General features: G+C 59.7%; 22 protein-coding genes and 1 other RNA gene. 10 read left to right on the top strand and 13 right to left on the bottom strand.

Features of this window, described 5'->3' with window-relative positions; genetic code table 11:
- Positions 1-9 precede the first annotated feature (9 nt).
- From ilvD to CGZ77_RS04085, 3 genes are all read left to right on the top strand, one after another.
- A complete protein-coding gene (gene ilvD / locus CGZ77_RS04095; RefSeq protein WP_009426626.1) occupies positions 10-1,869 on the top strand; it encodes a dihydroxy-acid dehydratase in 1,860 nt (619 codons plus the stop codon).
- A 253-nt stretch (positions 1,870-2,122) separates the two neighbouring features.
- Positions 2,123-2,758 carry a UPF0149 family protein gene (locus tag CGZ77_RS04090; protein ID WP_009426628.1) on the top strand — a complete coding sequence of 212 codons (636 nt, stop codon included), beginning with the start codon at positions 2,123-2,125 and terminating at the stop codon, positions 2,756-2,758.
- A 112-nt stretch (positions 2,759-2,870) separates the two neighbouring features.
- Positions 2,871-3,605: a hypothetical protein gene (locus CGZ77_RS04085; protein ID WP_009426629.1), complete on the top strand. Its 735-nt coding sequence runs from the start codon at positions 2,871-2,873 to the stop codon at positions 3,603-3,605.
- Positions 3,606-3,680: 75 nt separating this feature from the next.
- Here the strand turns inward: CGZ77_RS04085 and CGZ77_RS04080 are convergent, their stop codons facing one another.
- The gene (locus tag CGZ77_RS04080) at positions 3,681-4,976 is read right to left on the bottom strand and encodes a hemolysin family protein (RefSeq protein ID WP_009426630.1); all 1,296 of its coding nucleotides are present in this window, start codon (positions 4,974-4,976) and stop codon (positions 3,681-3,683) included.
- A gap of 202 nt (positions 4,977-5,178) precedes the next feature.
- Between CGZ77_RS04080 and CGZ77_RS04075 the strand changes: the two genes are divergently transcribed.
- The 6 genes from CGZ77_RS04075 (at position 5,179) to CGZ77_RS04050 (ending at position 11,190) form a co-directional block, all read left to right on the top strand.
- A complete protein-coding gene (locus tag CGZ77_RS04075) occupies positions 5,179-5,946 on the top strand; it encodes a DUF6796 family protein (protein WP_009426631.1) in 768 nt (255 codons plus the stop codon).
- 272 nt (positions 5,947-6,218) lie between these two features.
- Positions 6,219-8,279, top strand: a complete 2,061-nt coding sequence (locus CGZ77_RS04070; RefSeq protein WP_009426632.1) for a TonB-dependent receptor domain-containing protein — start codon at positions 6,219-6,221, stop codon at positions 8,277-8,279.
- A 132-nt stretch (positions 8,280-8,411) separates the two neighbouring features.
- The gene (gene mpl, locus CGZ77_RS04065; protein WP_009426633.1) at positions 8,412-9,794 is read left to right on the top strand and encodes a UDP-N-acetylmuramate:L-alanyl-gamma-D-glutamyl-meso-diaminopimelate ligase; all 1,383 of its coding nucleotides are present in this window, start codon (positions 8,412-8,414) and stop codon (positions 9,792-9,794) included.
- 112 nt (positions 9,795-9,906) lie between these two features.
- Entirely contained in the window at positions 9,907-10,149 is a 243-nt protein-coding gene (locus CGZ77_RS04060; RefSeq protein ID WP_009426634.1) for an AbrB/MazE/SpoVT family DNA-binding domain-containing protein, read from the top strand.
- Positions 10,149-10,496: a type II toxin-antitoxin system PemK/MazF family toxin gene (locus CGZ77_RS04055; RefSeq protein WP_009426635.1), complete on the top strand. Its 348-nt coding sequence runs from the start codon at positions 10,149-10,151 to the stop codon at positions 10,494-10,496. Before CGZ77_RS04060 ends, CGZ77_RS04055 begins: the two co-directional genes overlap by 1 nt.
- A gap of 67 nt (positions 10,497-10,563) precedes the next feature.
- The gene (locus tag CGZ77_RS04050; RefSeq protein WP_094030960.1) at positions 10,564-11,190 is read left to right on the top strand and encodes an NAD(P)H-hydrate epimerase; all 627 of its coding nucleotides are present in this window, start codon (positions 10,564-10,566) and stop codon (positions 11,188-11,190) included.
- A gap of 80 nt (positions 11,191-11,270) precedes the next feature.
- Here CGZ77_RS04050 and CGZ77_RS04045 read toward each other — a convergent pair whose 3' ends face one another.
- From CGZ77_RS04045 to CGZ77_RS04000, 10 genes are all read right to left on the bottom strand, one after another.
- Positions 11,271-11,768: a YbjQ family protein gene (locus CGZ77_RS04045; RefSeq protein WP_009426637.1), complete on the bottom strand. Its 498-nt coding sequence runs from the start codon at positions 11,766-11,768 to the stop codon at positions 11,271-11,273.
- Between the two features lie 9 nt (positions 11,769-11,777).
- On the bottom strand, positions 11,778-12,095 hold the full coding sequence (locus CGZ77_RS04040) for a YbjQ family protein (protein WP_009426638.1): 318 nt from the start codon (positions 12,093-12,095) through the stop codon (positions 11,778-11,780).
- A 71-nt stretch (positions 12,096-12,166) separates the two neighbouring features.
- Positions 12,167-12,823, bottom strand: a complete 657-nt coding sequence (locus CGZ77_RS04035; RefSeq protein WP_009426639.1) for a 1-acyl-sn-glycerol-3-phosphate acyltransferase — start codon at positions 12,821-12,823, stop codon at positions 12,167-12,169.
- 21 nt (positions 12,824-12,844) lie between these two features.
- Complete coding sequence (locus tag CGZ77_RS04030; RefSeq protein WP_009426640.1) at positions 12,845-14,113, bottom strand: RsmB/NOP family class I SAM-dependent RNA methyltransferase; 1,269 nt, start codon at positions 14,111-14,113, stop codon at positions 12,845-12,847.
- A gap of 101 nt (positions 14,114-14,214) precedes the next feature.
- Entirely contained in the window at positions 14,215-14,733 is a 519-nt protein-coding gene (locus CGZ77_RS04025; protein ID WP_051040451.1) for a C40 family peptidase, read from the bottom strand.
- 59 nt (positions 14,734-14,792) lie between these two features.
- Positions 14,793-15,092 carry a hypothetical protein gene (locus tag CGZ77_RS04020; protein WP_009426642.1) on the bottom strand — a complete coding sequence of 100 codons (300 nt, stop codon included), beginning with the start codon at positions 15,090-15,092 and terminating at the stop codon, positions 14,793-14,795.
- Between the two features lie 117 nt (positions 15,093-15,209).
- Positions 15,210-15,701 (bottom strand): hypothetical protein, encoded by a 492-nt coding sequence (locus CGZ77_RS04015; protein WP_009426643.1) that lies wholly within the window; start codon positions 15,699-15,701, stop codon positions 15,210-15,212.
- Positions 15,702-15,960: 259 nt separating this feature from the next.
- The gene (locus CGZ77_RS04010; protein WP_009426645.1) at positions 15,961-16,251 is read right to left on the bottom strand and encodes a hypothetical protein; all 291 of its coding nucleotides are present in this window, start codon (positions 16,249-16,251) and stop codon (positions 15,961-15,963) included.
- A 60-nt stretch (positions 16,252-16,311) separates the two neighbouring features.
- Positions 16,312-16,842, bottom strand: coding sequence for a membrane integrity-associated transporter subunit PqiC (locus CGZ77_RS04005; RefSeq protein ID WP_009426646.1), 531 nt, complete (start codon positions 16,840-16,842; stop codon positions 16,312-16,314).
- 340 nt (positions 16,843-17,182) lie between these two features.
- Positions 17,183-21,034, bottom strand: coding sequence for an FAD/FMN-binding oxidoreductase (locus CGZ77_RS04000; RefSeq protein ID WP_094030959.1), 3,852 nt, complete (start codon positions 21,032-21,034; stop codon positions 17,183-17,185).
- Between the two features lie 194 nt (positions 21,035-21,228).
- Between CGZ77_RS04000 and ffs the strand changes: the two genes are divergently transcribed.
- An RNA gene (ffs, locus tag CGZ77_RS03995) (signal recognition particle sRNA small type) lies at positions 21,229-21,325 on the top strand.
- A 218-nt stretch (positions 21,326-21,543) separates the two neighbouring features.
- Here the strand turns inward: ffs and CGZ77_RS03990 are convergent.
- Both CGZ77_RS03990 and CGZ77_RS03985 read right to left on the bottom strand, forming a co-directional pair.
- Positions 21,544-23,007: a surface lipoprotein assembly modifier gene (locus tag CGZ77_RS03990; protein ID WP_094030958.1), complete on the bottom strand. Its 1,464-nt coding sequence runs from the start codon at positions 23,005-23,007 to the stop codon at positions 21,544-21,546.
- A 91-nt stretch (positions 23,008-23,098) separates the two neighbouring features.
- Positions 23,099-24,025, bottom strand: a complete 927-nt coding sequence (locus CGZ77_RS03985; RefSeq protein WP_009426653.1) for a Slam-dependent surface lipoprotein — start codon at positions 24,023-24,025, stop codon at positions 23,099-23,101.
- Positions 24,026-24,462: the final 437 nt, after the last annotated feature.

The raw sequence follows: 24,462 nt of genomic DNA, 5'->3' as shown, positions 1-24,462 counted from the left end.
CACACAACCATGCCCGACTACCGCTCCAAAACCTCCACCCACGGCCGCAATATGGCCGGCGCGCGCGCGCTGTGGCGCGCCACCGGCATGATGGAAACCGACTTCGGCAAACCCATCATCGCCATTGCCAACTCCTTCACCCAGTTCGTTCCCGGCCATGTGCATCTGCACAATATGGGCCAGCTCGTTGCCCGCGAGATTGAAAAAGCGGGCGCGGTGGCCAAAGAATTCAACACCATCGCCGTGGACGACGGCATCGCCATGGGGCACAGCGGCATGCTCTATTCGCTGCCCAGCCGCGACTTGATTGCCGACTCCATCGAATACATGGTCAACGCCCACTGCGCCGATGCGCTGGTGTGCATTTCCAACTGCGACAAAATCACCCCGGGAATGCTGATTGCTTCCATGCGCCTGAACATCCCCACCATTTTCGTATCCGGTGGGCCGATGGAAGCGGGCAAAGTGCTGGGAGTGGCCAATATCCAGCCCGAGCGCCGTTTGGACCTAGTCGATGCCATGATTGACGCCGCCGACGACAACGTCTCCGACGCCGCCATCGACGAAATCGAGCAAAACGCCTGCCCCACCTGCGGCTCCTGCTCCGGCATGTTTACCGCCAACTCGATGAACTGCCTCACCGAAGCGCTCGGCCTTTCCTTGCCGGGCAACGGCTCCTATCTCGCCACCCACGCCGGCCGCAAAGAGCTGTTTCTCGAAGCCGGCCGCATGATTGTCGATATCACCAAGCGCTACTACGAGCAAAACGACGAATCCGTGCTGCCGCGCAGCATCGCCACCAAAAAAGCCTTTGAAAACGCCATGACCATGGACATCGCCATGGGCGGTTCCACCAACACCATCCTGCACCTCTTGGCCGTTGCCCACGAAGCCGGCGTTGATTTCAAAATGGCCGACATCGACCGCCTGAGCCGCCAAGTGCCCTGCATCTGCAAAACCGCGCCCAACAACCACGACTACTATATGGAAGACGTGCACCGCGCCGGCGGCATTTTCGCCATTCTCAAAGAGCTCGACAAAGCAGGCAAACTGCACACCGACGTCTATACCATCCACGCGCCCACGCTCAAAGATGCGATTGAAAAATGGGACGTAACCAATCCCGAAAACACCCACGCCATCGAGCGCTTCAAAGCCGCACCCGGCGGCGTGCGCACCACCCAGGCCTTCTCGCAAAACCGTATGTGGAAAACGCTGGATTTGGATCGCGCCAACGGCTGCATCCGCGATGTCGAACACGCCTACTCGCAAGACGGCGGCCTGGCCGTACTCTTCGGCAACATCGCCGAGCGCGGCTGCGTGGTGAAAACCGCCGGCGTGGACGACAGCATTCTCAAATTCACCGGCCGCGCCCGCGTGTTTGAAAGCCAAGACTCCGCCGTCGAAGGCATTTTGGCCAACCAAATCGTTGCCGGCGACATCGTCATCATCCGCTACGAAGGCCCCAAAGGCGGCCCCGGCATGCAGGAAATGCTGTATCCCACCAGCTATCTCAAATCCAAAGGCCTCGGCGCCCAATGCGCCTTGCTTACAGACGGCCGCTTCTCCGGCGGCACATCGGGCTTGAGTATCGGCCACGTTTCCCCCGAAGCGGCCGAAGGCGGCGCCATCGGCCTGGTGCGCGAGTTCGACACCATCGAAATCGACATCCCCAACCGCAGCATCAACCTGAAAATCTCCGACGAAGAACTCGCCGAGCGCCGCGCCCAAATGGAAGCCAAAGGCAGCCGGTCATGGAAGCCGGAAAACCGCGAACGCTACGTCTCCGCCGCCCTACGTGCCTACGGCGCGATGGCCACCTCCGCCGACAAAGGCGCGGTGCGCGACGTATCGCAGATTGAGCGTTAAGGCCGTCTGAAAGGCAGTAAAGACCGTCTGAAAACCGAAAAAGGGGTTTTAACTTCGTTGAAGCCCTGCTTTCAGACGGCCTCATCCCTGCCGTTTTTCATCTGCCGCACTCTATGGAACAGTGCGCCGTTTTTATAGTGAAACAACACGGAAAGATACAAGGCAGCAAGCCGCAGACAGTACAAGTAGTACGGCAAGGCGCAGCAACGCCGTAGATTTTCGTGTTGTTTCACTATGTAAGTAAGGAAACCCCATGACCCCGCAACAAACCATCGCACAACTGCTCAACGCCCATGCCGCCGAAGGCGCGGCCATGCGCGACGACGAAGTCCAAGCCTATCTCACCGCTTGGGCAAGCGGCCCGGACGACATCACCGACAACCTGCCGCAAATCAGCGCCGACATCATCGGCGACTCCCCCTTGAACGACGAAGACAAAGCCCGCGTCGGCCAAGCCGTGAGCGCATGGGCGGAAGAATTGCGGCAGGCGTGGGCGCAGAAACAGCCGCCCGCGCTGCTACTGCACGAATACGACAACGGCGAACCCGACTACTTTTCCTGGTGCAACGCCTACCTCTACGCCCTCGACACCACGCCGACCGACTGGTTTGCCGCCATCGACGACGAAGAGTTTGAAGACCTGTTCTACCCGCTGATGGCACTGGGCGGCATTTACGAAGAAGACGACGTCCTCTCCGATTTGGACGACAGCGAAATCCGCAGCCTGCAAGACGAAGTCCCCCATGCCGTGCGCGACATCCACGCCTACTGGCACGCGGTGAAAAACAAGCCGCAAACCGTGCGCCGCGAAGGAGCGAAAACCGGCCGCAACGACCCCTGCCCCTGCGGCAGCGGCAAAAAATACAAAGCCTGCTGCGGCAGGAACTAATTGTTCGAGAGGCCGTCTGAAACCGCCCTTGCAGACGGCCTGAGATTGCCTGATTTAACGCAAATTGCTAAAATCGCGGACATTTTAAATTTCAGTTAAGCACTTTCACATTATGGCGAAACTTTCCCTCCCACTCTTCAAGAAAACCACTCCTTTCGATCAGAAAGCCCCCGTGAAAAAGCCGCTGCGCCCCGGTGCGGCGGCAGGCGCTTTGGCGCTCTTATTCGGCATCGCCGCCTTTGCCGTGCTGCCGCTGCTCAACGCGCTGGACATGGGCACCCTGCTGGCCGATACCGGCATGCCGTCCTATGCCCTGCCTGTGGCGCTGGCCGTTTTGGCTCTTGTCTGCGGCTTCAAAGGCGAAGGCGGCGCGGCGCTGACGGGAAAAATCCTCGGCTTTCTGTGCCTGCTGTTGGTCGGCCTCTGCGCTGCCGTTACCCAATTTGCGCCTCAGTTCAACCATCTCGTTCAGCCCGTTTACCGCCTGGCCGGCTTGGAAGAGCCTGTTGCCGTGTCGTCGGTCACCGGCAAACCCGCGCCCGAAATCGAGCTCAAACCCGCGGCCAATCCCGATTCGCCCGCCGACGCGCTGGTCTTCACGCAAAACATTGTTGCCGAGCGTGTGTCGCAGGGCGTGGAGCTGAACCAAATCACCGAAGCGCTCACCCTGAACGACACCCAGCAGAAATACTGGCAGAACGTCAGCATCCTGCAAGGCACCATCAACGCCACGCCCGTCGACGGCGAAAAAGCGCTGGTGATGCTGCCCTTGCAGGAAGGCAGGCAGATTACTTGGATATGCAGCGGCGAAGTGCCGCAGCAGGTTCGCTCTTTGTGCGGCGAATAAAGAGCCAAAAAGACACAAAAGACCGTCTGAAAACCCCGAAACAGGGCTTTCAGACGGCCTTTTGCTTTGCCGCGTTTATTCCCGCGCGGCTTCCTGCCGTGTCACCAGAAGCTGGTCGATTTTCAGGTTTTCGGTGTCGATGATTTCGAATTTGTAAGGGCCGTAGACGACGGAATCGGTGCGCTTGGGGATTTTGCGCAGGGAGTACATCATGAAGCCGGCGATGGTTTCGTAGTTTTCCGAGTTGGGGAAGGCTTCGATGTCGAGGGCGCGCATCACGTCGGCCAGCGGGGTCGCGCCGTCCACCAGCCAGGTGTCTTCGGTGCGGCGGATGATTTGCGGCTCTTCTTCGGTGTTGACGAGTTCGCCCATCACGATGCTCATCACGTCTTTGAGCGTTACCACGCCGACCACCAGCGCGTATTCGTTGACGACGACGGCAAAATCTTCGCCCGAGGTTTTGAAGGTTTCCAAAACGTCGAACAGCGAGAGCGTGTCGGGGATGAACAGCACTTTGCGCAGCACGCGTTTGTCGGTGAGGCGCACGTTTTTTTCTTTGAGAAACAGGGTGAGCAGGGTGTGCGATTCGATGTAGCCGATCACGCGCTCCAAATCGCCGTCGCAGACGAGGAATTTGTTGTGCGGCTTTTCTGACATGGCGGCGATCACGGTGTCGCTGTCGTCGTTTTTGTCGAAATAGGCGATGTATTCGCGGGTGTTCATGGTGGAGGTGACGGTGCGCTCCTGCATGTCGAAGATGTTTTCGATCAGATAGTGCTCCTGCTCTTTTAAAACGCCGGCCTGCGCGCCGGCATCGACCACGGCGTAGATGTCTTCGGAGGTGAGTTGCTCTTGGCGCACGGTGGGGATTTTCAGCAGTTTGAACACGGCGTTGGCCAGGCCGTCGAATATCCAGACAAAGGGTTTCAACAGGAAAATCAGAAACATCATCGGCCGCACGATGCGCACGGCCACGGCTTCGGGATAGGTCATGGCCAGCCGTTTGGGCATCAGGTCGGCCACAAGGATGAAGCTGCCGGTTACCAGAACGAAGGTGAGCAGCGGCGCGGCGGTTTCGCCCCAGCTTCCGAAGCGGTTGAAAAACGACGCGAAATACGGCCGCACCGCCGCTTCGCCGACAATACCGGCCAGAATCGCCACGGCGTTGAGGCCGATTTGGACGATGGTGATGAAGCTGCCCGGCTGCTGCTGCATATTGAGTACGTCGAGCGCGCGGGTGTCGCCGCCGTCTTTGGCCATCACTTGCAGCTTGATTTTGCGCGCCGAGGCCAGCGAGAGTTCGGCACTGGAAACGAATGCGCTGACGGTAATCAGCAGCACGAGGACGAAAAGGGCTTGGAGGATGGTCATCAAATGGCGGGAGAGTGGAAAACGGCGGCATTTTACCATCAAGGCCGTCTGAAAAACCGCGCATCAGGCGCTGGCGGTTTGGACGGCGGGCGGGAATGTGCTTTAATCGCAGCGGTTTATATGAAACGGAACGGCGTTTGAGGCCGTCTGAAACCGTTTTTCAGACGGCCTCAAACGGCTGGCAAACGAAAAGGAGGATGCCATGGGCAAAACAGATGCGGCGGCCGAAGCGGAAAGGCCGTCTGAAAAACGCGGCGGCCATGCCGTTGCCACGCAGCCGCTGCTGGCGGCGGGCGCGTTGGCGGCGGTCTGCTGGGCGGCGGCGGATATGCTGCTGGTGGGCTTTGTGCCCGCGCCGGAAAAATATCCGCTGCTGTCGCAAACGCTGGCGGCGGATTTGGATGGAAAAGCGGATTTGGCCTTGCTGATGCTGGACGGTTCGCCCGAACGGCTGTTTTGGGGCGTATTGCCCGCCACGTTCTCTGTGGCACTGTATCTGGCCGCCGCTTTCGGAGCGTACCGGCTGATGCGGCGGGGCAGGGCGGCGGCGTGCTGTTTTGCGCTGTTGTTTGCGGCTTACGCGCTCTCGCCGCTGGGGCATGCGGGTTTTTACTATCTGGGTATGTCGGCGCAGACGCTGCCGAATGCCGCGCCTGCCGACCATGCGCTGCTGCTGGCGCAGTTTGCCGCTTTCTACCGTATGCTCGCCGTCCATTGGTGGGCTTCTGTGGGCTGCGCGGCGGCGGCATTTCTGATTCTGCTGGTGCAGACCCTGCGCGGGCAAACCAGCCTGCCGCGGCGGGCGGCATGGTTCAACCCGCTGCCTGTCGGGGCGCTGATTGCCGTTTTGTGCAGCCTGTTTCCCCAATCCGTTGCCGCGGCAGCCGTCGGCGGCGCAACTTTCAATCTGGCGCAGCTGGCGTTTTTCCTGTCGGCGCTGTTTTGTCTGCGGCGGCAAAAGGCCGTCTGAAAGCCAAGCTTCAACGAAGTTAAAACAAAGCAGCGGGCTTTCGAGTTCGTTGAGACTGCGTTTCAGACGGCCTTAAAAGCGTATCTGACGCATTTCTTAAAACAAACAGTACAAACGATAACAAATTTTAGTTATAATCATGACGGACGTTGGGATTTGCTGCCCAAACCCGACGTTCTTTTTCCGTTTTTAATCATCTTTTTCTTATTTTTAAAACATTTCCGGCGGCCTCTGCCTTGCCGTCCGGCCTCAAATTCAAGGAGTTTTGCCTTATGCAGACAAACCCCCGCTTCCCCCATTTCTCCCTCAGCCTGATCACGCTCGCCCTGTGCAGCGGTTTTGCCCAAGCAGCCGACGGCGATGCCTCGCAGGAGGCTTCCGGCCTCGAAACCGTGCACGTGCGCGGCCAAGGCGTATCGGCCACCCACCGCGTGAACACCCGCAGCATCGACGAGAGCACCGCCACCGACATGAAAGACGTGCTCTCCGCCGAACCCGCTGTCAGCTTCGGCGGCGGCAACGGCACATCGCAATGGGTCACCATCCGCGGCATGGGTCAGGATCAAATCGATGTGAAAGTGGACGACACCTATTCCGACACCCAGCTTTTCCACCATAACGGCCGCTTCCTGTTCGATCCCGCGCTGGTGAAAGTGATCGGCGTGCAAAAAGGCACGGGCTCGGCCTCTGCGGGCATCGGCGCGACCAGCGGCGCGGTGATTGCACAAACCATTGATGCCAAAGATTTATTGCGCGATGGTCAAGATTTCGGCTTTAAAGTCAACGCCGGCGTGTCCAGCAACAAAGGCTGGAACAGAGGCTTCTCCGCCTACGGCCGCGCGGGCGGCTTCGATGCCGTTGTTGCCGCCAACTGGGTTACCGAAAAAGACTACAAACCGGGCAAAGGCTACGCGCCCCACGACCACAGCAGCCGCGTGCACAACAGCGCCCTCGGCCAACGCGGCCTGTTGGGCAAAATCAGCTACAACTTCAACGAAGACCACCGCCTCACCTTGAGCCACCGTCAGGAAAAAACCTACGGTACACGTGCCCTGCGCGAAGAGTTTGACTTCTCCCAAGCCTGTAAAACACGCGGACGCGGCGGCCCGATTATCTACAATCCCGACGGCAGCTGCGTACCCGACACCGAAAACAACAGCCCGATATACCGCACGCTGACCCACGACACCACCAACCTGGAATACCTCGGCCACAACATCGGCTTCATCAGCCAAGCCCAGGCCAACGTGTACCGCAAAGTGATGAACCGAGACGAAGCCAGCGGCAGCCAATACGAGCTGGATGCCAAAGTGCGCACCACCGGCGCCAACCTCAAACTCGACAGCCGCCTGTTTGACCGCCACACCCTCAAATACGGCATCAACTGGCGCCATCAGGAAGCCGAGCCGCGCACATTAAAAGCCGGTCTCAACCAAGAGAAAAAAACCGATACCGGCTTCTATCTCGAAGGTATTTGGGACATCGAACCCGTCACCCTCACCACCGGCCTGCGTTACGACCGCTTCAACGCCACCTTCTCCAACGGCAAAGCGTCCGGCCACAACGTCAACCCCAGCATCGGCGCGATTTACGACATCACGCCCGAACTCTCGCTCAACGCCAGCCTGAACTACGCCAGCCGCAGCCCGCGCCTGACCGAAGTTGCCCTTTCCGGCGGCCGCTATTCCCACATAAGCGGCGATTTGAAAGCCGAACGCTCGCGCAATGCCGAAGTCGGCGTGAAATACAACTGGAACAACGCCCTCTCGCTGAATGCCAGCTACTTCAACCAGCAGATTAAAGACGTTCAGGCTGTAAAAAACCTACCCACGAAAGACCATTACCTTTACTACAACGGCGGCACGCTGAAAAACAGCGGCTACGAACTGGGCGCGGCCTACCGCTGGCAGGGTCTCACCGCCCGCGCCGCCATGGCCTACAACAAGCCGAAAATGGACGGCGCCAGCCTCGACTCCATCGTCACCGCCATCCCGATGGGACGCACCTGGACAACAGGCCTCTCCTACCGCTTCGAGCGTCCGAATCTGGAAATCGGCTGGCGTGGCCGCTACGTTCAGAAATCGGTTTACGACACCGGCACCAGCCAGCGCGGCTCGGGCGGCACCAACACAGTGCGCGCGGGCTACGGCGTCAACGACATCTTCGCCAACTGGAAGCCCACCGGCAAAGACAACCTGAACGTCAACTTTGCCGTCAACAACGTCGGTAACAAACTGTATAAACCGCACAGCCAGCGCAGCAGCGCCCGCGACGGCTCGTCGCTGCCCGAAGTCGGCCGCGACTTCCGCCTGAGCGTGAACTACAAGTTCTGATTGTAAACACGCCCTAGGGCATAGAGGCCGTCTGAAAAGTGCTCCGCCGCTTTTCAGACGGCCTTTTTTCAGACGACCTCCCCAACAAACGCTTGGGCTATAATCCGCCCTTTTCCATCCGGCAGAACCACCATGAAACACATCCACATTATCGGCATCGGCGGCACATTTATGGGCGGCGTGGCCGCGATTGCCAAAGAGGCGGGCTACAGAGTCAGCGGTTGCGACGCGAAAATGTATCCGCCGATGAGCACCCAGCTTGAAGCCTTGGGCATCGACGTACACGAAGGTTTCGACGCGGCGCAGTTGCAGCAGTATCCGGCCGATATGTATGTGATCGGCAACGTGGCCAAGCGCGGCATGGAGGTGGTGGAAGCCATTTTGAACCAAGGCCTGCCCTACACATCCGGCCCGCAATGGCTGGCGGAAAACGTGTTGCACAAGCATTGGGTGCTGGCCGTGGCCGGTACGCACGGAAAAACCACCACCGCCTCGATGCTTGCGTGGGTACTCGAATTTGCCGGACTCGCGCCGGGCTTTCTTATCGGCGGCGTGCCGGAAAATTTCAGCGTGTCCGCCCGCCTGCCGCAAACGCCGCGCCAAGACCCGCATTCAAAATCGCCGTTTTTCGTGATTGAGGCCGACGAATACGACACCGCCTTTTTCGACAAACGCTCCAAATTCGTCCACTACCGCCCGCGCACGGCCGTGTTGAACAACCTCGAATACGACCATGCCGACATCTTCCCCGACTTGGCCGCGATTCAAACCCAGTTCCACCACCTTGTCCGCACCATCCCTTCAGACGGCCTGATTGCCGCCAACGGTCGCGAACAAAGCCTGCGAGACACGCTCGACAAAGGCTGCTGGACACCCGTGGAAACCTTCGGCACGGCCGACGGCTGGCAGGTGGGCGAAGTGTTTGACGGCGGCGCGTTTGACGTGTTGTTCCAAGGCAAAAAGGCCGGACACATCGCGTGGAACCTGATGGGCGAACACAACCGCATGAACGCGCTGGCCGTGATTGCCGCCGCCCGCCACGCCGGCGTGGACGTTCAGACGGCCTGCGCAGCCCTGAGCGCGTTTAAAAACGTGAAGCGGCGCATGGAAATCAAAGGCGAAGCAAACGGCGTAACCGTGTACGACGATTTCGCCCACCACCCCACCGCCATCGCAACCACCGTGGCCGGTTTGCGCCAGCGTATCGGCAGCGCAAGGATTCTGGCCGTGCTCGAGCCGCGTTCCAACACCATGAAACTCGGCACGATGAAAGCCGCGCTGCCTGGGAGTTTCGCCGAAGCCGACCAAGTGTTCTGCTACGCCGGCGGCGTGGACTGGGACGTGGCCGAAGCCCTCGCCCCGCTGGGCGGCAAGCTGCACGTTGGCAAAGATTTTGACGCATTCGTCGCCGAAATCGCCCGCAACGCCAAACAGGGCGACCATATTTTGGTGATGAGCAACGGCGGCTTCGGCGGCATACACGGCAGGCTGCTGGAAGCGTTGAAACAAGATTAGACACGGCAAAGGCCGTCTGAAAGCCGCGAAGGGTTTTCAGACGGCCTTTTTGATTGACGGCCGGTTAAGATGTTTCTACAATGTATCTACTCATTTGAAAAGGAACATTATCATGTTGAGATTGCAAAAATGGGGCAACAGCGCGGCCGTGCGCCTGCCTGCCGAAATGCTGAAACAGCTTGGCATGAAAATCGGCGACAGTTTGGAAACCGAAATCCGCGACAACGAACTGATTGTCAGAGCCGTGAGCCGTCCGCGCTACCAACTGGCCGATTTGCTGGCCGAAATGCAGCAGGAGCCGCCGCGCACAGAGGGCTGGGAAGCGATGCCAGATGCCGGTGAAGAGGTGTTGTGATGTACATTCCCGACCGTGGCGACATTTTCCATTTGGCGTTTGACCCCGCCGTCGGCAGCGAAATGAAAGGCGGCCATTACGCTCTGGCCTTATCGCCCAAAGCGTTCAACCGCGCCACCGGATTGGTGTTTGCCTGCCCGATTTCTCAGGGCGGCGCGATGCAGGCCAGAAGCAGCGGCATGGTTTCCACGCTGCTGGGCACGGGAACGGATACGCAGGGAAACGTCCATTGCCACCAACTCAAATCGCTGGACTGGAAAATCCGCCGCGCCACATTTAAAGAAACCGTACCCGATTATGTATTGGACGACGTATTGGCGCGTATCGGCGCAGTTTTGTTTGATTGACCGTCTGAAAGCCGCGAAGGGTTTTCAGACGGCCTTTCGCTTTACCGGCTTCACAAAGGAGAAACCCATGAAAATCTACACATCGCAACAAATGCGCGAGCGCGAGCAGGCTGCCGTGGATAAGGGTGCAACGTTTGAAGGACTGATGGAAAACGCGGGGCAAGCAGCTGCGGCGGATTTGCTGCGGCGGCTGCCCGAGGCGGGGCATGCACTGATTGTGTGCGGCAAGGGCAACAACGGTAGCGACGGCCTCGTTATCGCGCGGGTGTTGCAGGCGGCGGGCTGGTGCGCGGACATTGCGTTTGTAGCGGGCAGTGGTTTGTCGGAATTGGCCGAACTCAACCGCCGCCGTTTGCAAGGGTTGGCAAACATCGAAATTATCGCCGCTGACGAACTCGAAGGCCGTCTGAAAAGCGGTTACACGCTGATTATCGACGGCATTTTCGGCACGGGCTTTACCGGCGCGCTGCCCGCAAACATTGCCGCCGTCTGCCGCCTGCTGAACCGTTCAGACGGCCTCAAAGCTGCGCTCGACATCCCTACAGGTTTGAACTGCGACAGCGGCACGGCCGACAAAGACACCTTCCGCGCCGACATCACCTACGCCTTCGCCGCTTACAAACCCGCGCATTTGAGAGAAGCGGGCAGGGCATATTGCGGCGAAACCGTGTGTCTGGACATCGGCATAGACTGACAAGCTGTCTTGTCGGCAAATAACAGAGGCCGTCTGAAAGCCGAATCCGGGCTTTCAGACGGCCTTTCTGCCGCGTCGGCTCAGCGGGCGGTATTGCCTGCCGTGCCGTAGGCGAGGATTTCCACCGTGCCGACAAGACCTCCTTTGCTCTGATCGGTCGGCTGGGAAATGGTGACAGTGTCGATTTTGACGTTGCAGACGGTGTCCGCGCCGAGGGCGGCGGCTTTTTCTTTCAGGCGCAGCAGGGCTTCGCGGCGCGCGCGTTCGAGCAGGGTTTCGTACACGCCGATGCGGCCGCCGATAAGGTTGTGCAGCAGGGCGACGAGGTTGCGGAAGCTGTCGGAGGTGAGGACGACGCTGCCGCAGACGAGGCGGTCGGCGGCGAAGGTTGGCGGCGGGTGTTTGACGGCGACAAGGGCGATGTGGCGCAACTCTGCTTCGCGGCGTTCGAGGTCGGCGAGGTGTTTTTTTTCGTTGTGCCGGCCGGTGAAGAAGCCGACGGCGATGAGGATTAAGGACGCCCATATCGGCCAGGCGGCGAGGATGAGGGAAGCGGTGCTGTTGTCGGGCTGGTTCACGGCGGCCTCCTAGTCTTCGATGACGACGGCGGTGCCGTAGGCGAAGATTTCCGCCGCACCGGCGGCGACGGAGGCGGTGGAGAAGCGGACGTTGACGACGGCGTTCGCGCCCATCTGCCGCGCCTGTTCGCTCATGCGGGCTATGGCTTCTTCGCGCGCTTCGTTCAACAGCTCGGTATAGCCTTTGAGTTCGCCGCCGACGATGTTTTTCAGCCCGGCCATGATGTCGCGGCCGACGTGTTTGGCGCGGACGGTGGAGCCTTGCACGAGGCCGAGGTGGCGGACGATGGTGCGGCCGGGAACGGTTTCGATATTGGTGATGAGCATGGTCGGGTCTCTTTCTTTGGGATTGGCAACAAAACGGGTCGGAGGCCGTCTGAAAAGGGTTTCCCTGCTTTTCAAACGGCCTTGGTGTCGGCGGGGGCGAGGGCGAGGAGGGCTTCGCGGCTGCGGGCAAGAAAGCTTTCTTTGTCTTCGTTGTCGTGCAGGCGCAGGGGGGAGCCGATGTGGACTTCGCACAGCAGGGGCACGGGGAGGATTTTGCCTTTGGGCAGGACGCGGCTGATGTTGTCTATCCAGATGGGGACGAGTTCGGTGTCGGGGCGGGCGCGGGCGAGGTGGTAGATGCCGGATTTGAAGGGGAGCAGGCGGGTTTGGTCGTCGGTGTTGCGCGTGCCTTCGGGAAAGAGGATGAGGGAGTCGCCCGCATCGAGGACGGCGGCCATTTGCTCGGTGATGTCCTGCGGGCGGCCGCTGTGGCGCGGGATGAGCAGGGCGTTGAAGACGTTGCGGATGATGAAGCGTTTCAGACGGCCTGTGAGCCAGTAGTCCGATCCGGCGACGGGGCGGGCGGCGGTGCGCCAACGGCGGGGCAGGGAAATCCATACGAGCATGAAGTCGCCGTGGCTGCCGTGGTTGGCGTAGTAGATTTTGCGCTGCGGCGTGAAGTCGGGCAGGCGGGCGCTTTGCGGTTTGACGCCGGTGAGGAAGGAAACGGTAAGACAGAGCGCTTGGTCGGTGAGCCAGGCGGTCTGTTTTTTCAGGAAGGTTTTCATGGTGGGTTGCTTGCTTCGCTTTCAGACGGCCTCTTTGCGTTGGAAGGCGGCGGCGAAGAAGCCGTCGGTGTGGTGGGTGGCGGTGTTGAGGTGCAGGTAGCGGCCGGTGTCGAGAGGGACTTTTTGGGCGGCGAGCAGTTCGGCGCAGTCGAGCGGCTCGAAGTCGGGATGTTCGGCCAAAAAGCGTTCGGCCTGCCGCTCGTTTTCTTCGGGCAGGATGCTGCATGTGGCGTAGACGAGGCGGCCGCCGGGGGCGGTGAGTCCGGCGGCGGCGGCTAGGATGCTGTGCTGCTGCTGCACGAGTTTGGCGAGGGTGTCGGGCGACTGGCGGTATTTGAGGTCGGGGTTGCGGCGCAGTGTGCCGAGGCCGGAGCAGGGGGCGTCGACGAGGACGCGGTCGGCTTTGCCTTTCAGACGGCCTATGCGCGGGTCGTGTTCGCTGCCGATGCGCTCGGGATGGATGTTGGTGAGGCCGGCGCGGGTCATGCGCGGTTTGAGGTTGGCGAGGCGTTTTTCGGCGACGTCGAAGGCATAGATGCGGCCTTTGTTGGCCGTCATGGCGCCGATGGCGAGGGTTTTGCCGCCTGCGCCGGCGCAAAAGTCGACGACGATTTCGCCGCGTTTGGCGCCGAGGAGCAGGGCGATGAGCTGGCTGCCTTCGTCCTGTACTTCGAGTGTGCCGTCGAGAAAGAGGGGGTGGCCGTGCAGGGCGGTTTTGTCGTGCAGGCGGATGCACCAGGGGGAATAGGGTGCGGCTTCGGCTTTCAGGCCTTCTTCTTGCAGGGCGGCGAGCACTTTGTCGCGGCGGGCTTTGAGGGTGTTGACGCGCAGATCGAGCGGGGCGGGGCGGGCGGCGCTGCGGCCGAAGGCGAGGATGTCTTCGTCGGCAAAGCCGCTGCCGCGCAGGGTGTCGGTCAGCCATTGCGGCAGTTCGGCGGCGGTGTGGAGGCCGTCTGAAAACTCGGTTTTGCGGGCTTTGAGGGCGGCGAGAAAGGCTTTTTCTTCGGCACCGGCCAGTCCGTCGAGGCCGCTGATGTTGAAGCCGCGTCCGAGTACGAGGGCGGCGAGGACGGCTTTTTCGGGCTGCGCGTGCGGGCGGCGGAGGGCGGCGGCGATTTTCTGGTAGTGGCGCACGGCGGCGAAGACGGTTTCGGCGATTTCGCCGCGGTCTTGGCGGCCGAGTTTTTTGTGGGTGCGGAAGTAGGCGGAAACGGCGGCATCGGCGGGCTGGCGGAAGGTGAGGACTTCGGCCGAGAGCGCGGCGGCGTGTTTGAATTGTGCGGGGTTCATGGCGGTGGCGGCGGGGAATGAGGGGAATGAAAGGCGCGGATTATAACAAAAGGCCGTCTGAAAAACGGTTTCAGACGGTCTTTTGCGTTCGGGCGGTATGTTCAGAAGAACGTTCCTGCTTTGACAAAGCGTTTGGCGTAATAGGGCGTGCTCAGGCTTTCGGTCTGCACGCTGCTGCCGGAGCGCGGGGCGTGGAGGAAGCGGCCGTTGCCGATATACAGGCCGACGTGGGAGACGCCGCGGCCGGAGATGTTGAAAAACACCAGATCGCCCGTTTGCAGATCCTGCGTGCGGATGGTGCGGCTGGCGGCGGCCATGTCGCGCGAGCTGCGCGGCAGGCTGACGTCGATGGCGTTTTTGTAGACATACTGCACCATGCCGCTGCAATCGAAACCGCTGTCGCTGCTGCCGCCCCAACGGTAGGGCGTGCCGACCAGATCCATGCTGTGCAGCATCAGCTCCTGTCCGCCTGCGGTACGGCCGACATGGGTGATGCGGATGGTTTGGGCGCTGCGGGCGGGTTTGGTTTTGTGCGCGGTGGCGGCGGGTTTTCTGATGCCGCCGCAGGCTGCCAGTTGCAGCAGGGCGGCGCAGAGAAGGAGGCGGATGGCGGGTTTCACGGATGGGTTTCCAAAAACGGTTTCAGACGGCCTTTGTGCTGTTTGCGGCTGCGGGGCGTTTATTTTTCGCGCCACATCAGGTAGTCGCGCAGCGGCGGCACGGGCGGGTTGAGGCAGTGGGGGCAGATGCCGGTGACGTCTTCGTCGTCGTATTCTTCAATGTGCAGGGTGTTGGGGTCGAAACGTGCCTGTTGCATCACGGCCTGCGCCAGCGCCTGTTCCTGCACTACGTCGAAATCGAAGCGGCCGAGGATTTCGGCCAAAAGGGCGGTTTCGGCGGGGCTGAACGGCGCGCTGTGCGTTTCGATGATGCGGATGTAGTCGGCATTGCGGATTTTGTCGCGGAGCAGTTGCTGCATGGAGGGGCTTTCTGTGTGTGTTTGTGCCGTTTCAGACGGCCCGGGGGCTGTTGACATTCGGCTTGCGGGACGGTTTTTTGCCAAAAACGCCGCCGCAAGGCTGAATGTTAACAGCCCCTAAGAGAAGTCGGGCAGCTGCGCGGCGATGCGGCGGGCGTTTTCTATCGGGCCGAGGTCGCTGCCGCCGCAGGGCAGGGCGCAGTCGGCAACGGTGATGCCGCTGCCGTGCCGCCGCAGGCTCAAAACCGCCGTTGCGGGAACAAAGGGCAGGCCGCGGCGTTCGGCGAAGGCGGCGGCGCGGCGGTTGGCGGCGGCGAGGACGGAGCGGCGGCCGATGCCGATGTGGAAGGCGCGTACGCGCAAAACCAGGATGCGGGCGGCAAACCAGTCGGCTTCGTCGGCGAAGGTTTGCGGGCTGCGGCCGGAAAAATCGTGGCGCTCGGCAGCAATCAGCATGGCGGCGGCGCGGATTTGCGGCAGCAGGGCTTCGGCGGCGGCGTGGCCGCTTTGCGGCGGGAGGGCTGCGCCGAGCGCCTCTTCGGAGAGCAGGCAGCAGCGGTGCAGGATTTCGGTTGCGGCGGCGGGGCGGGTTTGTCGTACGGTTTGCATATCAGGCTCCTGAAAGTCTTTGGGTTTCAGACGGCCTGTAAAAGGGTTCGGATACAAGAAAGCCGCCTGTTCGGATGTGACTGGCGGCTTTTTTGCTGTTGCTTATTCGTTTTACGCAGACGCAAAAAGATACCGCACAGAGGTGCGATACCAACAGAAATAAACGGCTGAACGGATAAGCATGGTGTTTTCCCTTGGGGGCAGATGCGGAATAATGGCGCGGACTTTAAAACAGGCAGCGGGGATTGTCAACAAAATTTCAGAACGCGCCGAAATAATGGCAGATATAAAGAGCAAACAGCGCCAGGGGTAGGAAAAGGAGGGTGTTTTGCCGCGCCGCTTTCATATCGCCTTTCAAGCGGCTGCCGATGACGGCGAACAGCACGTATTTGAACAGGAAGGTACATTCGCAGGCCAGGATGATGCCGTTGATCAGGAAGCGGGTGTGTGTTTGTGCGGGAAAGAGGAGAAACCAGCCGATGGTGAGCAGCGGCAGAACAACGACGACGGCCGCACGCAGGGGCAGGGCGGATTTTTGCGGTTTGGACATAAGGTTTGGATGAGAAAAGGCGTTTCAGACGGCCTTACAGGCCGTCTGAAAGCGGGGGGGTTAGCGGCCGTATACCTGCGCGGCAGCGGCAGAGATGCCCTGCGACAGGGATTCGAGCATGGCGGCGTAGCCGTTGCCCTGCTGCGGCGTTTCGGCACGGAAGCGGCGGCTGCCTTCGGGCGAGCGCACATAGCCTTCGACTACTGTGTGGCCGAGGTAGGTGCCTTGGAAGGCTTCGATATACACGGTAACGCGCTGCGCTGCGCTGCTTTGGTGGGCGGGAACGAAATAGCGCCGTGCATCGCCCATGCGGTTGAACTCGTTGGCAAAACGGGCAGCGGCGGCCTGTTCCAGCGGCTGCGCCCACAGATGGCTGCGTGCCGGTTCGAGGCGCAGGGCGTCGGACTGGTAGGCGGGGCCGCCGCTGCCGAGCGGTTCGGCCAGAACCACGCGCACGGCGGTTTCCGTTTTGCCTGCCGTGTGCTGCGGCATCTCGAAGCGGCTGTCAGGCAGGGTGTAATAGGCGGGCGGGGCGGAGGAACAGGCAGCCAGCAGCAGGGCGGCGGCCGGTGCGAAAAGGTATTTTTTCATGTGTGCGCTCGGTCGGAAAAAGAGGCGGCATTATATAGGAAAGGCGTGCGGTGGCAGGAAGATGTTGCGGGGCTTTGAGGCCGTCTGAAAAGCTTCAAACGGGATTTGAACTTCGTTTTCAGACGGCCTTGCTGTTGTTTGAAACAGTTGCAACCTCGTCCGTTTTCCATTTGGCGGGGTTTGTGTCGTTGCGGTTGTTTCTGCGGGGCAGCGGCACAAATGCAGTTCTGCGAACTGCCGCTCCACCCCGACCCTCCCCCGCGCTTGGGGCGCAGGGACGGGGGTAAAGGGCGCGGCGGGGTGGCGGTTTCAGACGGCCTTTTCGTACGTTTCAGACGGCCTACAACCTAATCTTCTCCACCCCGCCGGCGTTGGCTTTTTTCACAAACTCGTCCAGCCAGTTTTCGCCCAGGATGTGTCGCGCCATTTCGATAACGATGTAGTCGGCGGGCATATTGTTGTCGTCGGCGTAGCGGCTTAGGCCCTGCAGGCAGGCGGGGCAGGTGGTGAGCATTTTTACCGGTTCGCCCTGCGGCAGTTGTTTGAGGTTTTTTTCGATTTCTTCCTGTTTGCGGAATTTGACCTGGGTGGCGATGTCGGGGCGTTTGACGGCGAACATGCCGCTTTCGCCGCAGCAGCGGTCGCTCAATACGACTTTTTGGCCGATGAGTTCGCTGGCCATTTGGGTGGCGTTCATGGTTTTAATCGGCGTGTGGCAGGGGTCGTGGTAGAGATACTGCTGGCCTTGCACGCCGTTGAGTTTTACGCCTTTTTCGAGCAGGTATTCGTGGATGTCGATGATGCGGCAGCCGGGGAAGATGTCTTCAAAACGGTATTTTTCGAGCTGGTCGTAGCAGGTGCCGCAACTGACGATGACGGTTTTGATGTCGAGATAATTCAGGGTGTTGGCCATGCGGTGGAAGGCGACGCGGTTGTCGGTGCTCATTTTGTCGGCGCGGTGGCGGTCGCCGCTGGCTTCCTGCGGATAGCCGCAGCACATATAGCCCGGCGGCAAAACGGTTTGCACGCCGACGTGCCAGAGCATGGCCTGCACGGCCAGTCCGATTTGGCTGAACAGCCGTTCCGAGCCGCAGCCGGGGAAGTAGAACACGGCTTCGGCGTCTTCCGCGCTTTGCGGGTTGCGGATGATGGGGATGCTTTTGTCGTCTTCGATGCCGAGCATGGCGCGCGGGGTTTTGGCGGGCACGCTTTTGGGCAGCGGGCGGTTGATAAAGTGGATAACTTGTTCTTTAAGCGGCGCTTTGCCGACGGTGGCTTTGGGTTCGGCTTTTTGTTTTTTGGTGCCCAGCGGCAGCAGTTTGCCTACTTTGTAGGCGAAATGTTGGGCGGGGAAACCGGTGCGCACCATGGCGGCGCGTAGGGCTTTAATCGCACGCGGATTGGTGGCATTGAGCAGGGCTTGGCCGACGGCGGCCACGGGCGTGCTGCGTTTGTGGCCGGCGTCGGCAAGATAGTTGCGTACGGCCACGGTTACGTCGCCGAAGTCGATGTTTACGGGGCAGGGTTTGACGCAGCGGTGGCAGACGGTGCAGTGGTCGGCGATGTCGCCGAGTTCTTCAAAATGTTTCACCGAGATGCCGCGCCGCGTCTGCTCTTCGTATAAAAAGGCTTCGGTGAGCAGGCCGACACCGAGAATTTTGTTGCGCGGGCTGTAGAGCAGGTTGGCGCGGGGAACGTGGGTGGAGCAGACGGGCTTGCATTTGCCGCAGCGCAGGCAGTCTTTTACCGATTCGGCGATGGTGCCGAGTTCGGATTTCTCCATAATCAGCGATTCGGCGCCCAAAAGCTCGAACGAGGGCGTGTAGGCGCGGCGCAGGTCGGAGCCTTTCATCAGTTTGTGGCGGTTGAAGCGGCCTTGTGGATCGACGCGGGCTTTGTAGTCCCAAAAGGGCTGCATTTCTTCGTCGGTGAGAAATTCGAGCTTGGTGATGCCGATACCGTGTTCGCCGGAAATCACGCCGTTCAGACGGCGTGCGATACGCATGATGCGCTCAACCGCGCGGTGGGCGGTTTGCAGCATTTCGTAGTCGTCTGAATTTACGGGGATATTGGTGTGGACGTTGCCGTCGCCCGCGTGCATGTGCAGGGCGACAAACACGCGGCCGCGCACGGTTTTGCTGTGGATTTTGCCCAGCGCGGCGTTGATTTTGGCGTCGGCCTTGCCGCTGAAAATATCGGCCAAGGGCTTCATCACATCGGTTTTCACCGACACACGCAGCCTGAAATCGCGAAATGCGGTAAAGCAGCTTTCGTCGTCGCGGGCTTCCGAAGCAGCCTGAACGGCGCTGCCGAATTGGGTTTTATAGTCGGCCAGGGGCGAATCGAGATGATCAAGCAGCCATTGCCAGCGTTCGCGCACGGCTTCGACATGGGCAAGGGCGTGGCGGGCGCGGTCGCCCAAAAGTTCGGCGCTGGGCAGGTCGGTATCCATTTTGTCCACCGGCAGGCTGCCTGAAAGATATTGGATCAGCGCGTCGCAGAGTTTGAGCTTGTTTTGAATCGATAATTCGATATTGATGCGCTCGATGCCGTCTGAATACTCGCCCAGCCGCTCCAATGGAATCACCACATCTTCATTGATTTTAAAGGCGTTGGTGTGCTTGGCGATGGCGGCGGTGCGGCTGCGGTCGAGCCAGAAGGTTTTGCGCGCTTCGGGGGACACGGCGATAAAGCCTTCGCCTTCGCGCGCGCGTGCCAGTTCGCAAATGCGCTCGGCGGCGGCGGATACGGCGGCTTCGTCGTCGGACACAATATCGGCCAGCAACACCATTTTCGGCCGCCCGCGCCCCGCCGCTTTGGTGGCGTAGCCGACGGCGCGGACATAACGCCAGTCCAAATGCTCCAAACCGGCCAGCCGCACGCTCTCGTGCGCGAGCAGATAATCGCGGATTTCCACGATGGACGGCGTGGCCTTGGCCACCGTGCCGAAAAATTCCATGCACACCGTGCGCGTATGCTTGGGCATGGTGTGCAGCACAAAGGCCACGCTGGTGATGATGCCGTCGGTGCCTTCTTTCTGCACGCCCGGCAGGCCGCTTAGGAATTTGTCGGTAACGTCTTTGCCCAAACCGACTTTGCGGAATTTGTGGCCGGGGATTTCCAGCCGCTCGGTTTTCACGGCTTTAAGGCCGTCTGAATCGAGCGTGTGCACGTCAAACACGGCCGTTTCTTCGTCGTGGATTTTGCCGAAATTGTGGCGCACGCGCTCGATACGCAGCCATTCGCCCTGCGGGTTGACCATCTGCCAGTAGGCCAGATTGTCCAGCGCGGTGCCCCACAATACGGCCTTTTTGCCGCCCGCGTTCATCGCCACATTGCCGCCCACGCAGGATGCGTCGGCCGAAGTCGGGTCAACGGCAAACACCAGCCCGGCCTGATGCGCGGTTTCTTCCACCCGCCGCGTTACCACGCCCGCGCCGCAATGGATAACCGGATGTTTGCCGTCCAAACCGGCCAGCGGCACATACTGCACGCCGCCGTGCAAATCGAGTTTTTCGGTGTTGATGACCGCGCTGTTGGCATCCAGCGGCACCGCACCGCCGGTATAACCCGTGCCGCCGCCGCGCGGAATAATCACCAAATCCAGCTCAATCAGCGCCCGCACCAGCGGCGCGACTTCGGCTTCGGAATCGGGATTCACCACCACAAAGGGATATTCCACGCGCCAGTCGGTCGCGTCGGTAACGTGCGTTACCCGCGCCAGCCCGTCAAACATAATATTGTGCGGCTTGGTGATTTTCGAGAGCCGCTGCAAGATGCGCTCGCGCTTGGCACGGGTGTCGTCAAAACTTTCGTCAAAACGCTTTACTGCCGCTTCCGCCGCCGCTACGAGCAGGGCAACCTGCGGATTATCGTCGCGCCGCTTGTGGATTTCGCCCAAACGGTGGCGCATCTCGCCCACCAAAGCCGCGCGGCGCTTGGGGTGCGCCAGCAAATCGTCAACCAGATACGGGTTGCGCTCCACCACCCAAATGTCGCCCAGCACTTCAAACAGCATCCGCGCCGAGCGGCCGGTTTTGCGCTGCGCGCGCAAGTCTTCCAGCGTCTGCCAGGCTTCATTACCCAACAGGCGGATCACGATTTCGCGGTCGGTGTAGGAAGTGTAGTTGTAGGGGATTTCGCGCATACGCGCGGGAGACGTTGCGGGAGGTGTGGCAAGGCTTGCGGTCATGGTTGTGTTCCGTGTTTTGGTATTGTTTTTATGCAAGAGGCCGTCTGAAAGCGGCAGTGCGTGTTTCGGCCGCAATGTAATGTAAATTTAACGCCGTTTCAAGTTGGAATGTAGACAATCCGGCGGCAGGCGGGCGCGGGAGAAAATCCGCTTGGTGTTTCACGACGGCGCGGTTATAATGCGCGGCTTCTTATGGCGGGTCTCCCCGCATGGCAACTTGGAACAACGGGTCAGGGGCGGAAGCCAGCAGCCCACTCCGACGAGCCAGTGCCGGGGGTCGGGCTCGCCGCCCTATTTGAAAAAGCCGCAGGTTTTGCCTGCGGCTTTTCGCTTGGTTTTCCGTAATGGATTGGGATGGGGAGGCCGTTTCCGCCTATGCGGGAATGACGTTTCTGAAAAGCCGCATTTCACGTTTTCAGACGGCCTCTTCGCTCAAACGGAAACACTTGAAAGGCCGTCTGAAAAACGTGGGGCAGAGTTTTCAGACGGCCTTCTTGTTGCCCGAACGCTTAAAACCGGTATTTCAAAGCCAGGGCGATTTCGTTTTGCTTGTAGGCAAAGAGATCGGCATTGCTGCGGCCGACGGTGCGTTTGACGCGCAATTCGGGGTAGATGCTTTTAAAGGAAAGTTTGGATGCGCCGAGGGCGGCGGTGAGGATGGTTTGGCGGTCGCGGCGCGGTTCGCCGGCGGTGAGGTAGCTGCCGGCGTCGTAGTGGCTGAGACGGTAGAGGGCGGCGGCGTTGAAATAAATGCCGTTTTTAAACATTTTGTAGCCGCCGATGCGGGCGGTGTATTCCTTGCTGCGCGAGGCGGCGTAGGGGTATTTGCGGCGGGCGAGGTCGATGCCGCCGTAGAGGCCGAGGCCGTCTGAAAAGGTGTAGCCCAGCCCTGCGCCGCCGGTGTAGAGGGTGTAGTCGCTGTAATACTGCCGCTCCTGTTCGAGGTATTTCACCCGCTTGGCTTCGGCGCGGACGTTGAGCGACCATTTGGCCGTGAGGTTTTTTTCCCACGCGGCTTCCGCGCCCCATGCGCGGTAGCGGCTGCGGCTGCCGCGGTAGTAGTGTTCGAAATAGGGGGTAAACGTGAAATCGCTGTCGGCGGTGTTGTGTTCGTAGCCCGCGTAGAGGGCGGCGGTGTTTTCGCTGTACGGTTCGGGCGGCTCCGACTGACTGTCGTCGCGGCGGTATTTCGTACCGTAGGAGAGCGGGCGCAGCAGCAGGTTGTGGTGGCCGCGCAGCGGGATTTTTTTCGCGGCAACGGCGCTGTATTGCCAAAACGGCGAACCGACGGGCGAGGGCAGGGTGCGGTAGCTGAAACACTGCCCCATAAACGAGCCGACACATTCGCGCTTGCCGTTGCCCTGATTGATGTTGTCGTTATAGCCGCCGCCTATGCTGATGCTGCCGTGCCAGCGGCGGCGTTTGTCGAGGATGTCGAGATAGCTTTGCACGGCTGCGCGGGTTTCAGACGGCATCTCTCCTTTCAATACTTCTTTGAACTGCGCCTGCGATTCGCGGTTTTGGTTGTCTTCGCCGTAGAGCCGCGCCAGCTCCAAACCGACGCGCACATCATCCGGCGCGGCTGCGTGTGCGGCTTTCATTTTTTTCAAAGCGGCGCCGACTTTGCCCTCGGCGCGTTCGGCCAAGCCTTCGGCCATCAGCGCCAGATGGGTTTTGTGTTCGGGCAGGCGGCGGTAGGCGGCGGCAAACTCGCGCACCTTGCCCCATTGCCGCCCGTCTATCGCGTAATAAATGCCCAATTCCAAATCGTGGGCGGTGTGCGGCACGATATAGGTTTCACCGTCGATTTCGATACTGCCGCTGTCGGAGAGGCCGTCTGAAAACGCCGCCGCGTCCTGTTGGCGGCGCATTTCCTTTTGCGCGCCGTCGAGCAGCATACGGGTGTCGTCTTCGTCGGCCAGCGCGGCGGCGGGCAGGACAAGCAGGATAAGCGGCAGAAGGTGTTTTTTCATAGTGTCTCCCAATAACAGGGGAAACCGGACACGGAGTCCGGTTTCCCCTGTTCACCCATCATTATTTTGGAGTTTCTTTCAGACGGCCTTCTTACTGTTTGCGGCCGCCAAAGGCGATGTCGTCTTTGCGGTCGGCTGTACCGCGTGTGGCGATACCTGCCATCGCTTCCGCGCCCCTGCCGAAGAACTGGCCTTTCATGCTTTGGGCAGTATCTTCGAATTTGCCGGTACTGTTGGTAATCACAGCTTTGTCAAAGCTCAACCTGTCATTACCGCGGACAATCGCGCCGCTCATGCTGCCTGTCGGAGTCGTACCAAACTTGGCGGTTACTTTGCCGCGATAGAAGTCTTCTTTGCCGGGGGTGTGTTGGTTGATACCGACCACATCATAAGTAACATTGGCCAAGCCTTGGGTTCTGCCGGTCGGATTGTCGCCTGCAAACCAAACGGTGTGGTTGGGATCTTTCAAGCCGAGAGGATCTTCCTTGACGATGGTGTTATTTTTACGCGGCGCCCATTCGCCGAAGTACACGCCGCTGCCGTCAGACAGGTTTTTCACCTGGCCGATAACCAAGCCGCCGAATTTTGGTGCAATGGGCAGTCTGGGATCGGCAAGCTGGCGCACCGAATAAACATCAACATTTTGGGCACGTTTTTCATACCAAACACGACCCAAGGTATCATTGTTAAAGAAACCGAGAACAGGGTTGACATCCTTAATGGTCAGGTATTTTTCATGTGCTAAACCGTCTACGCTGGCAGTAAAGTTATTGCCGTTGATAGCGTTGCCGCTGTATTTTTTGTTGATATGTTTGACCGGGCCGTTGCCGATATTGATGTTGATGGAGCTTTTGTTAATTTTCAGCGAGGCTTTGCCAGCACCAAACGGAATGGCGGTAGACGCTTCATTAGTATTCACGTAATCGGAATTGGAAGACTCACCTGCCGGTTTGGCTGCCGCAAAAGCAGATACGGTTAAAACCAAAGTTGCGGCCAATACTTTTACTGAAGTATTCATAAGAATTTCCTTTACAAGTTAAAGGTTGGATAATCAAGCCGTCTTGCGGACGGGCTTGCGGCTGATATGCGCGTTGCGCAGAACTCGGCGGCGTGGTGTTTGTGTATTGGCGGCAGTCTTTCAGACGGCTTTTTTTATGTGTTTTATCGGGCGGATTTGTGAAATCCGCTTGTTTTTTGCTAAGAGCCTTCGGGCTGCCTGTCTGAATGGTTGCGGATGATAATTCCGATTATTCCATATGGCAAGCATTTAATGGCAGAAATTGTGTAAAGATTAAATCATTGAAAAACATTATATAAAATTCATCATCAATTGATTTGGAATATTGGGTAGGTAGGTTAGTGGTAAGGCTGCCTCTTCATGGAAGATGTGTTCAGACGGCCTATTATGTAAAGGCTATGATGCCGCCTTATCAAATCTTTGCAAATCCTGTACAA

This window comes from Neisseria sp. KEM232 (genome assembly GCF_002237445.1).
Lineage (GTDB): Bacteria > Pseudomonadota > Gammaproteobacteria > Burkholderiales > Neisseriaceae > Neisseria.
Note: the sequence above shows the minus strand (reverse complement) of the source record. Positions and strands in the feature narration are given on the sequence as shown.

Bases quoted from the DNA above. Each gene is read 5' to 3' on its own strand.
- ilvD (WP_009426626.1), top strand. From the start codon at position 10: ATGCCCGACTACCGCTCCAAAACCTCCACCCACGGCCGCAATATGGCC.
- CGZ77_RS04090 (WP_009426628.1), top strand. From the start codon at position 2,123: ATGACCCCGCAACAAACCATCGCACAACTGCTCAACGCCCATGCCGCC.
- CGZ77_RS04085 (WP_009426629.1), top strand. From the start codon at position 2,871: ATGGCGAAACTTTCCCTCCCACTCTTCAAGAAAACCACTCCTTTCGAT.
- CGZ77_RS04080 (WP_009426630.1), bottom strand. From the start codon at position 4,976: ATGACCATCCTCCAAGCCCTTTTCGTCCTCGTGCTGCTGATTACCGTC.
- CGZ77_RS04075 (WP_009426631.1), top strand. From the start codon at position 5,179: ATGGGCAAAACAGATGCGGCGGCCGAAGCGGAAAGGCCGTCTGAAAAA.
- CGZ77_RS04070 (WP_009426632.1), top strand. From the start codon at position 6,219: ATGCAGACAAACCCCCGCTTCCCCCATTTCTCCCTCAGCCTGATCACG.
- mpl (WP_009426633.1), top strand. From the start codon at position 8,412: ATGAAACACATCCACATTATCGGCATCGGCGGCACATTTATGGGCGGC.
- CGZ77_RS04060 (WP_009426634.1), top strand. From the start codon at position 9,907: ATGTTGAGATTGCAAAAATGGGGCAACAGCGCGGCCGTGCGCCTGCCT.
- CGZ77_RS04055 (WP_009426635.1), top strand. From the start codon at position 10,149: ATGTACATTCCCGACCGTGGCGACATTTTCCATTTGGCGTTTGACCCC.
- CGZ77_RS04050 (WP_094030960.1), top strand. From the start codon at position 10,564: ATGAAAATCTACACATCGCAACAAATGCGCGAGCGCGAGCAGGCTGCC.
- CGZ77_RS04040 (WP_009426638.1), bottom strand. From the start codon at position 12,095: ATGCTCATCACCAATATCGAAACCGTTCCCGGCCGCACCATCGTCCGC.
- CGZ77_RS04035 (WP_009426639.1), bottom strand. From the start codon at position 12,823: ATGAAAACCTTCCTGAAAAAACAGACCGCCTGGCTCACCGACCAAGCG.
- CGZ77_RS04030 (WP_009426640.1), bottom strand. From the start codon at position 14,113: ATGAACCCCGCACAATTCAAACACGCCGCCGCGCTCTCGGCCGAAGTC.
- CGZ77_RS04020 (WP_009426642.1), bottom strand. From the start codon at position 15,092: ATGCAGCAACTGCTCCGCGACAAAATCCGCAATGCCGACTACATCCGC.
- CGZ77_RS04015 (WP_009426643.1), bottom strand. From the start codon at position 15,701: ATGCAAACCGTACGACAAACCCGCCCCGCCGCCGCAACCGAAATCCTG.
- CGZ77_RS04010 (WP_009426645.1), bottom strand. From the start codon at position 16,251: ATGTCCAAACCGCAAAAATCCGCCCTGCCCCTGCGTGCGGCCGTCGTC.
- CGZ77_RS04005 (WP_009426646.1), bottom strand. From the start codon at position 16,842: ATGAAAAAATACCTTTTCGCACCGGCCGCCGCCCTGCTGCTGGCTGCC.
- CGZ77_RS04000 (WP_094030959.1), bottom strand. From the start codon at position 21,034: ATGACCGCAAGCCTTGCCACACCTCCCGCAACGTCTCCCGCGCGTATG.
- CGZ77_RS03990 (WP_094030958.1), bottom strand. From the start codon at position 23,007: ATGAAAAAACACCTTCTGCCGCTTATCCTGCTTGTCCTGCCCGCCGCC.
- CGZ77_RS03985 (WP_009426653.1), bottom strand. From the start codon at position 24,025: ATGAATACTTCAGTAAAAGTATTGGCCGCAACTTTGGTTTTAACCGTA.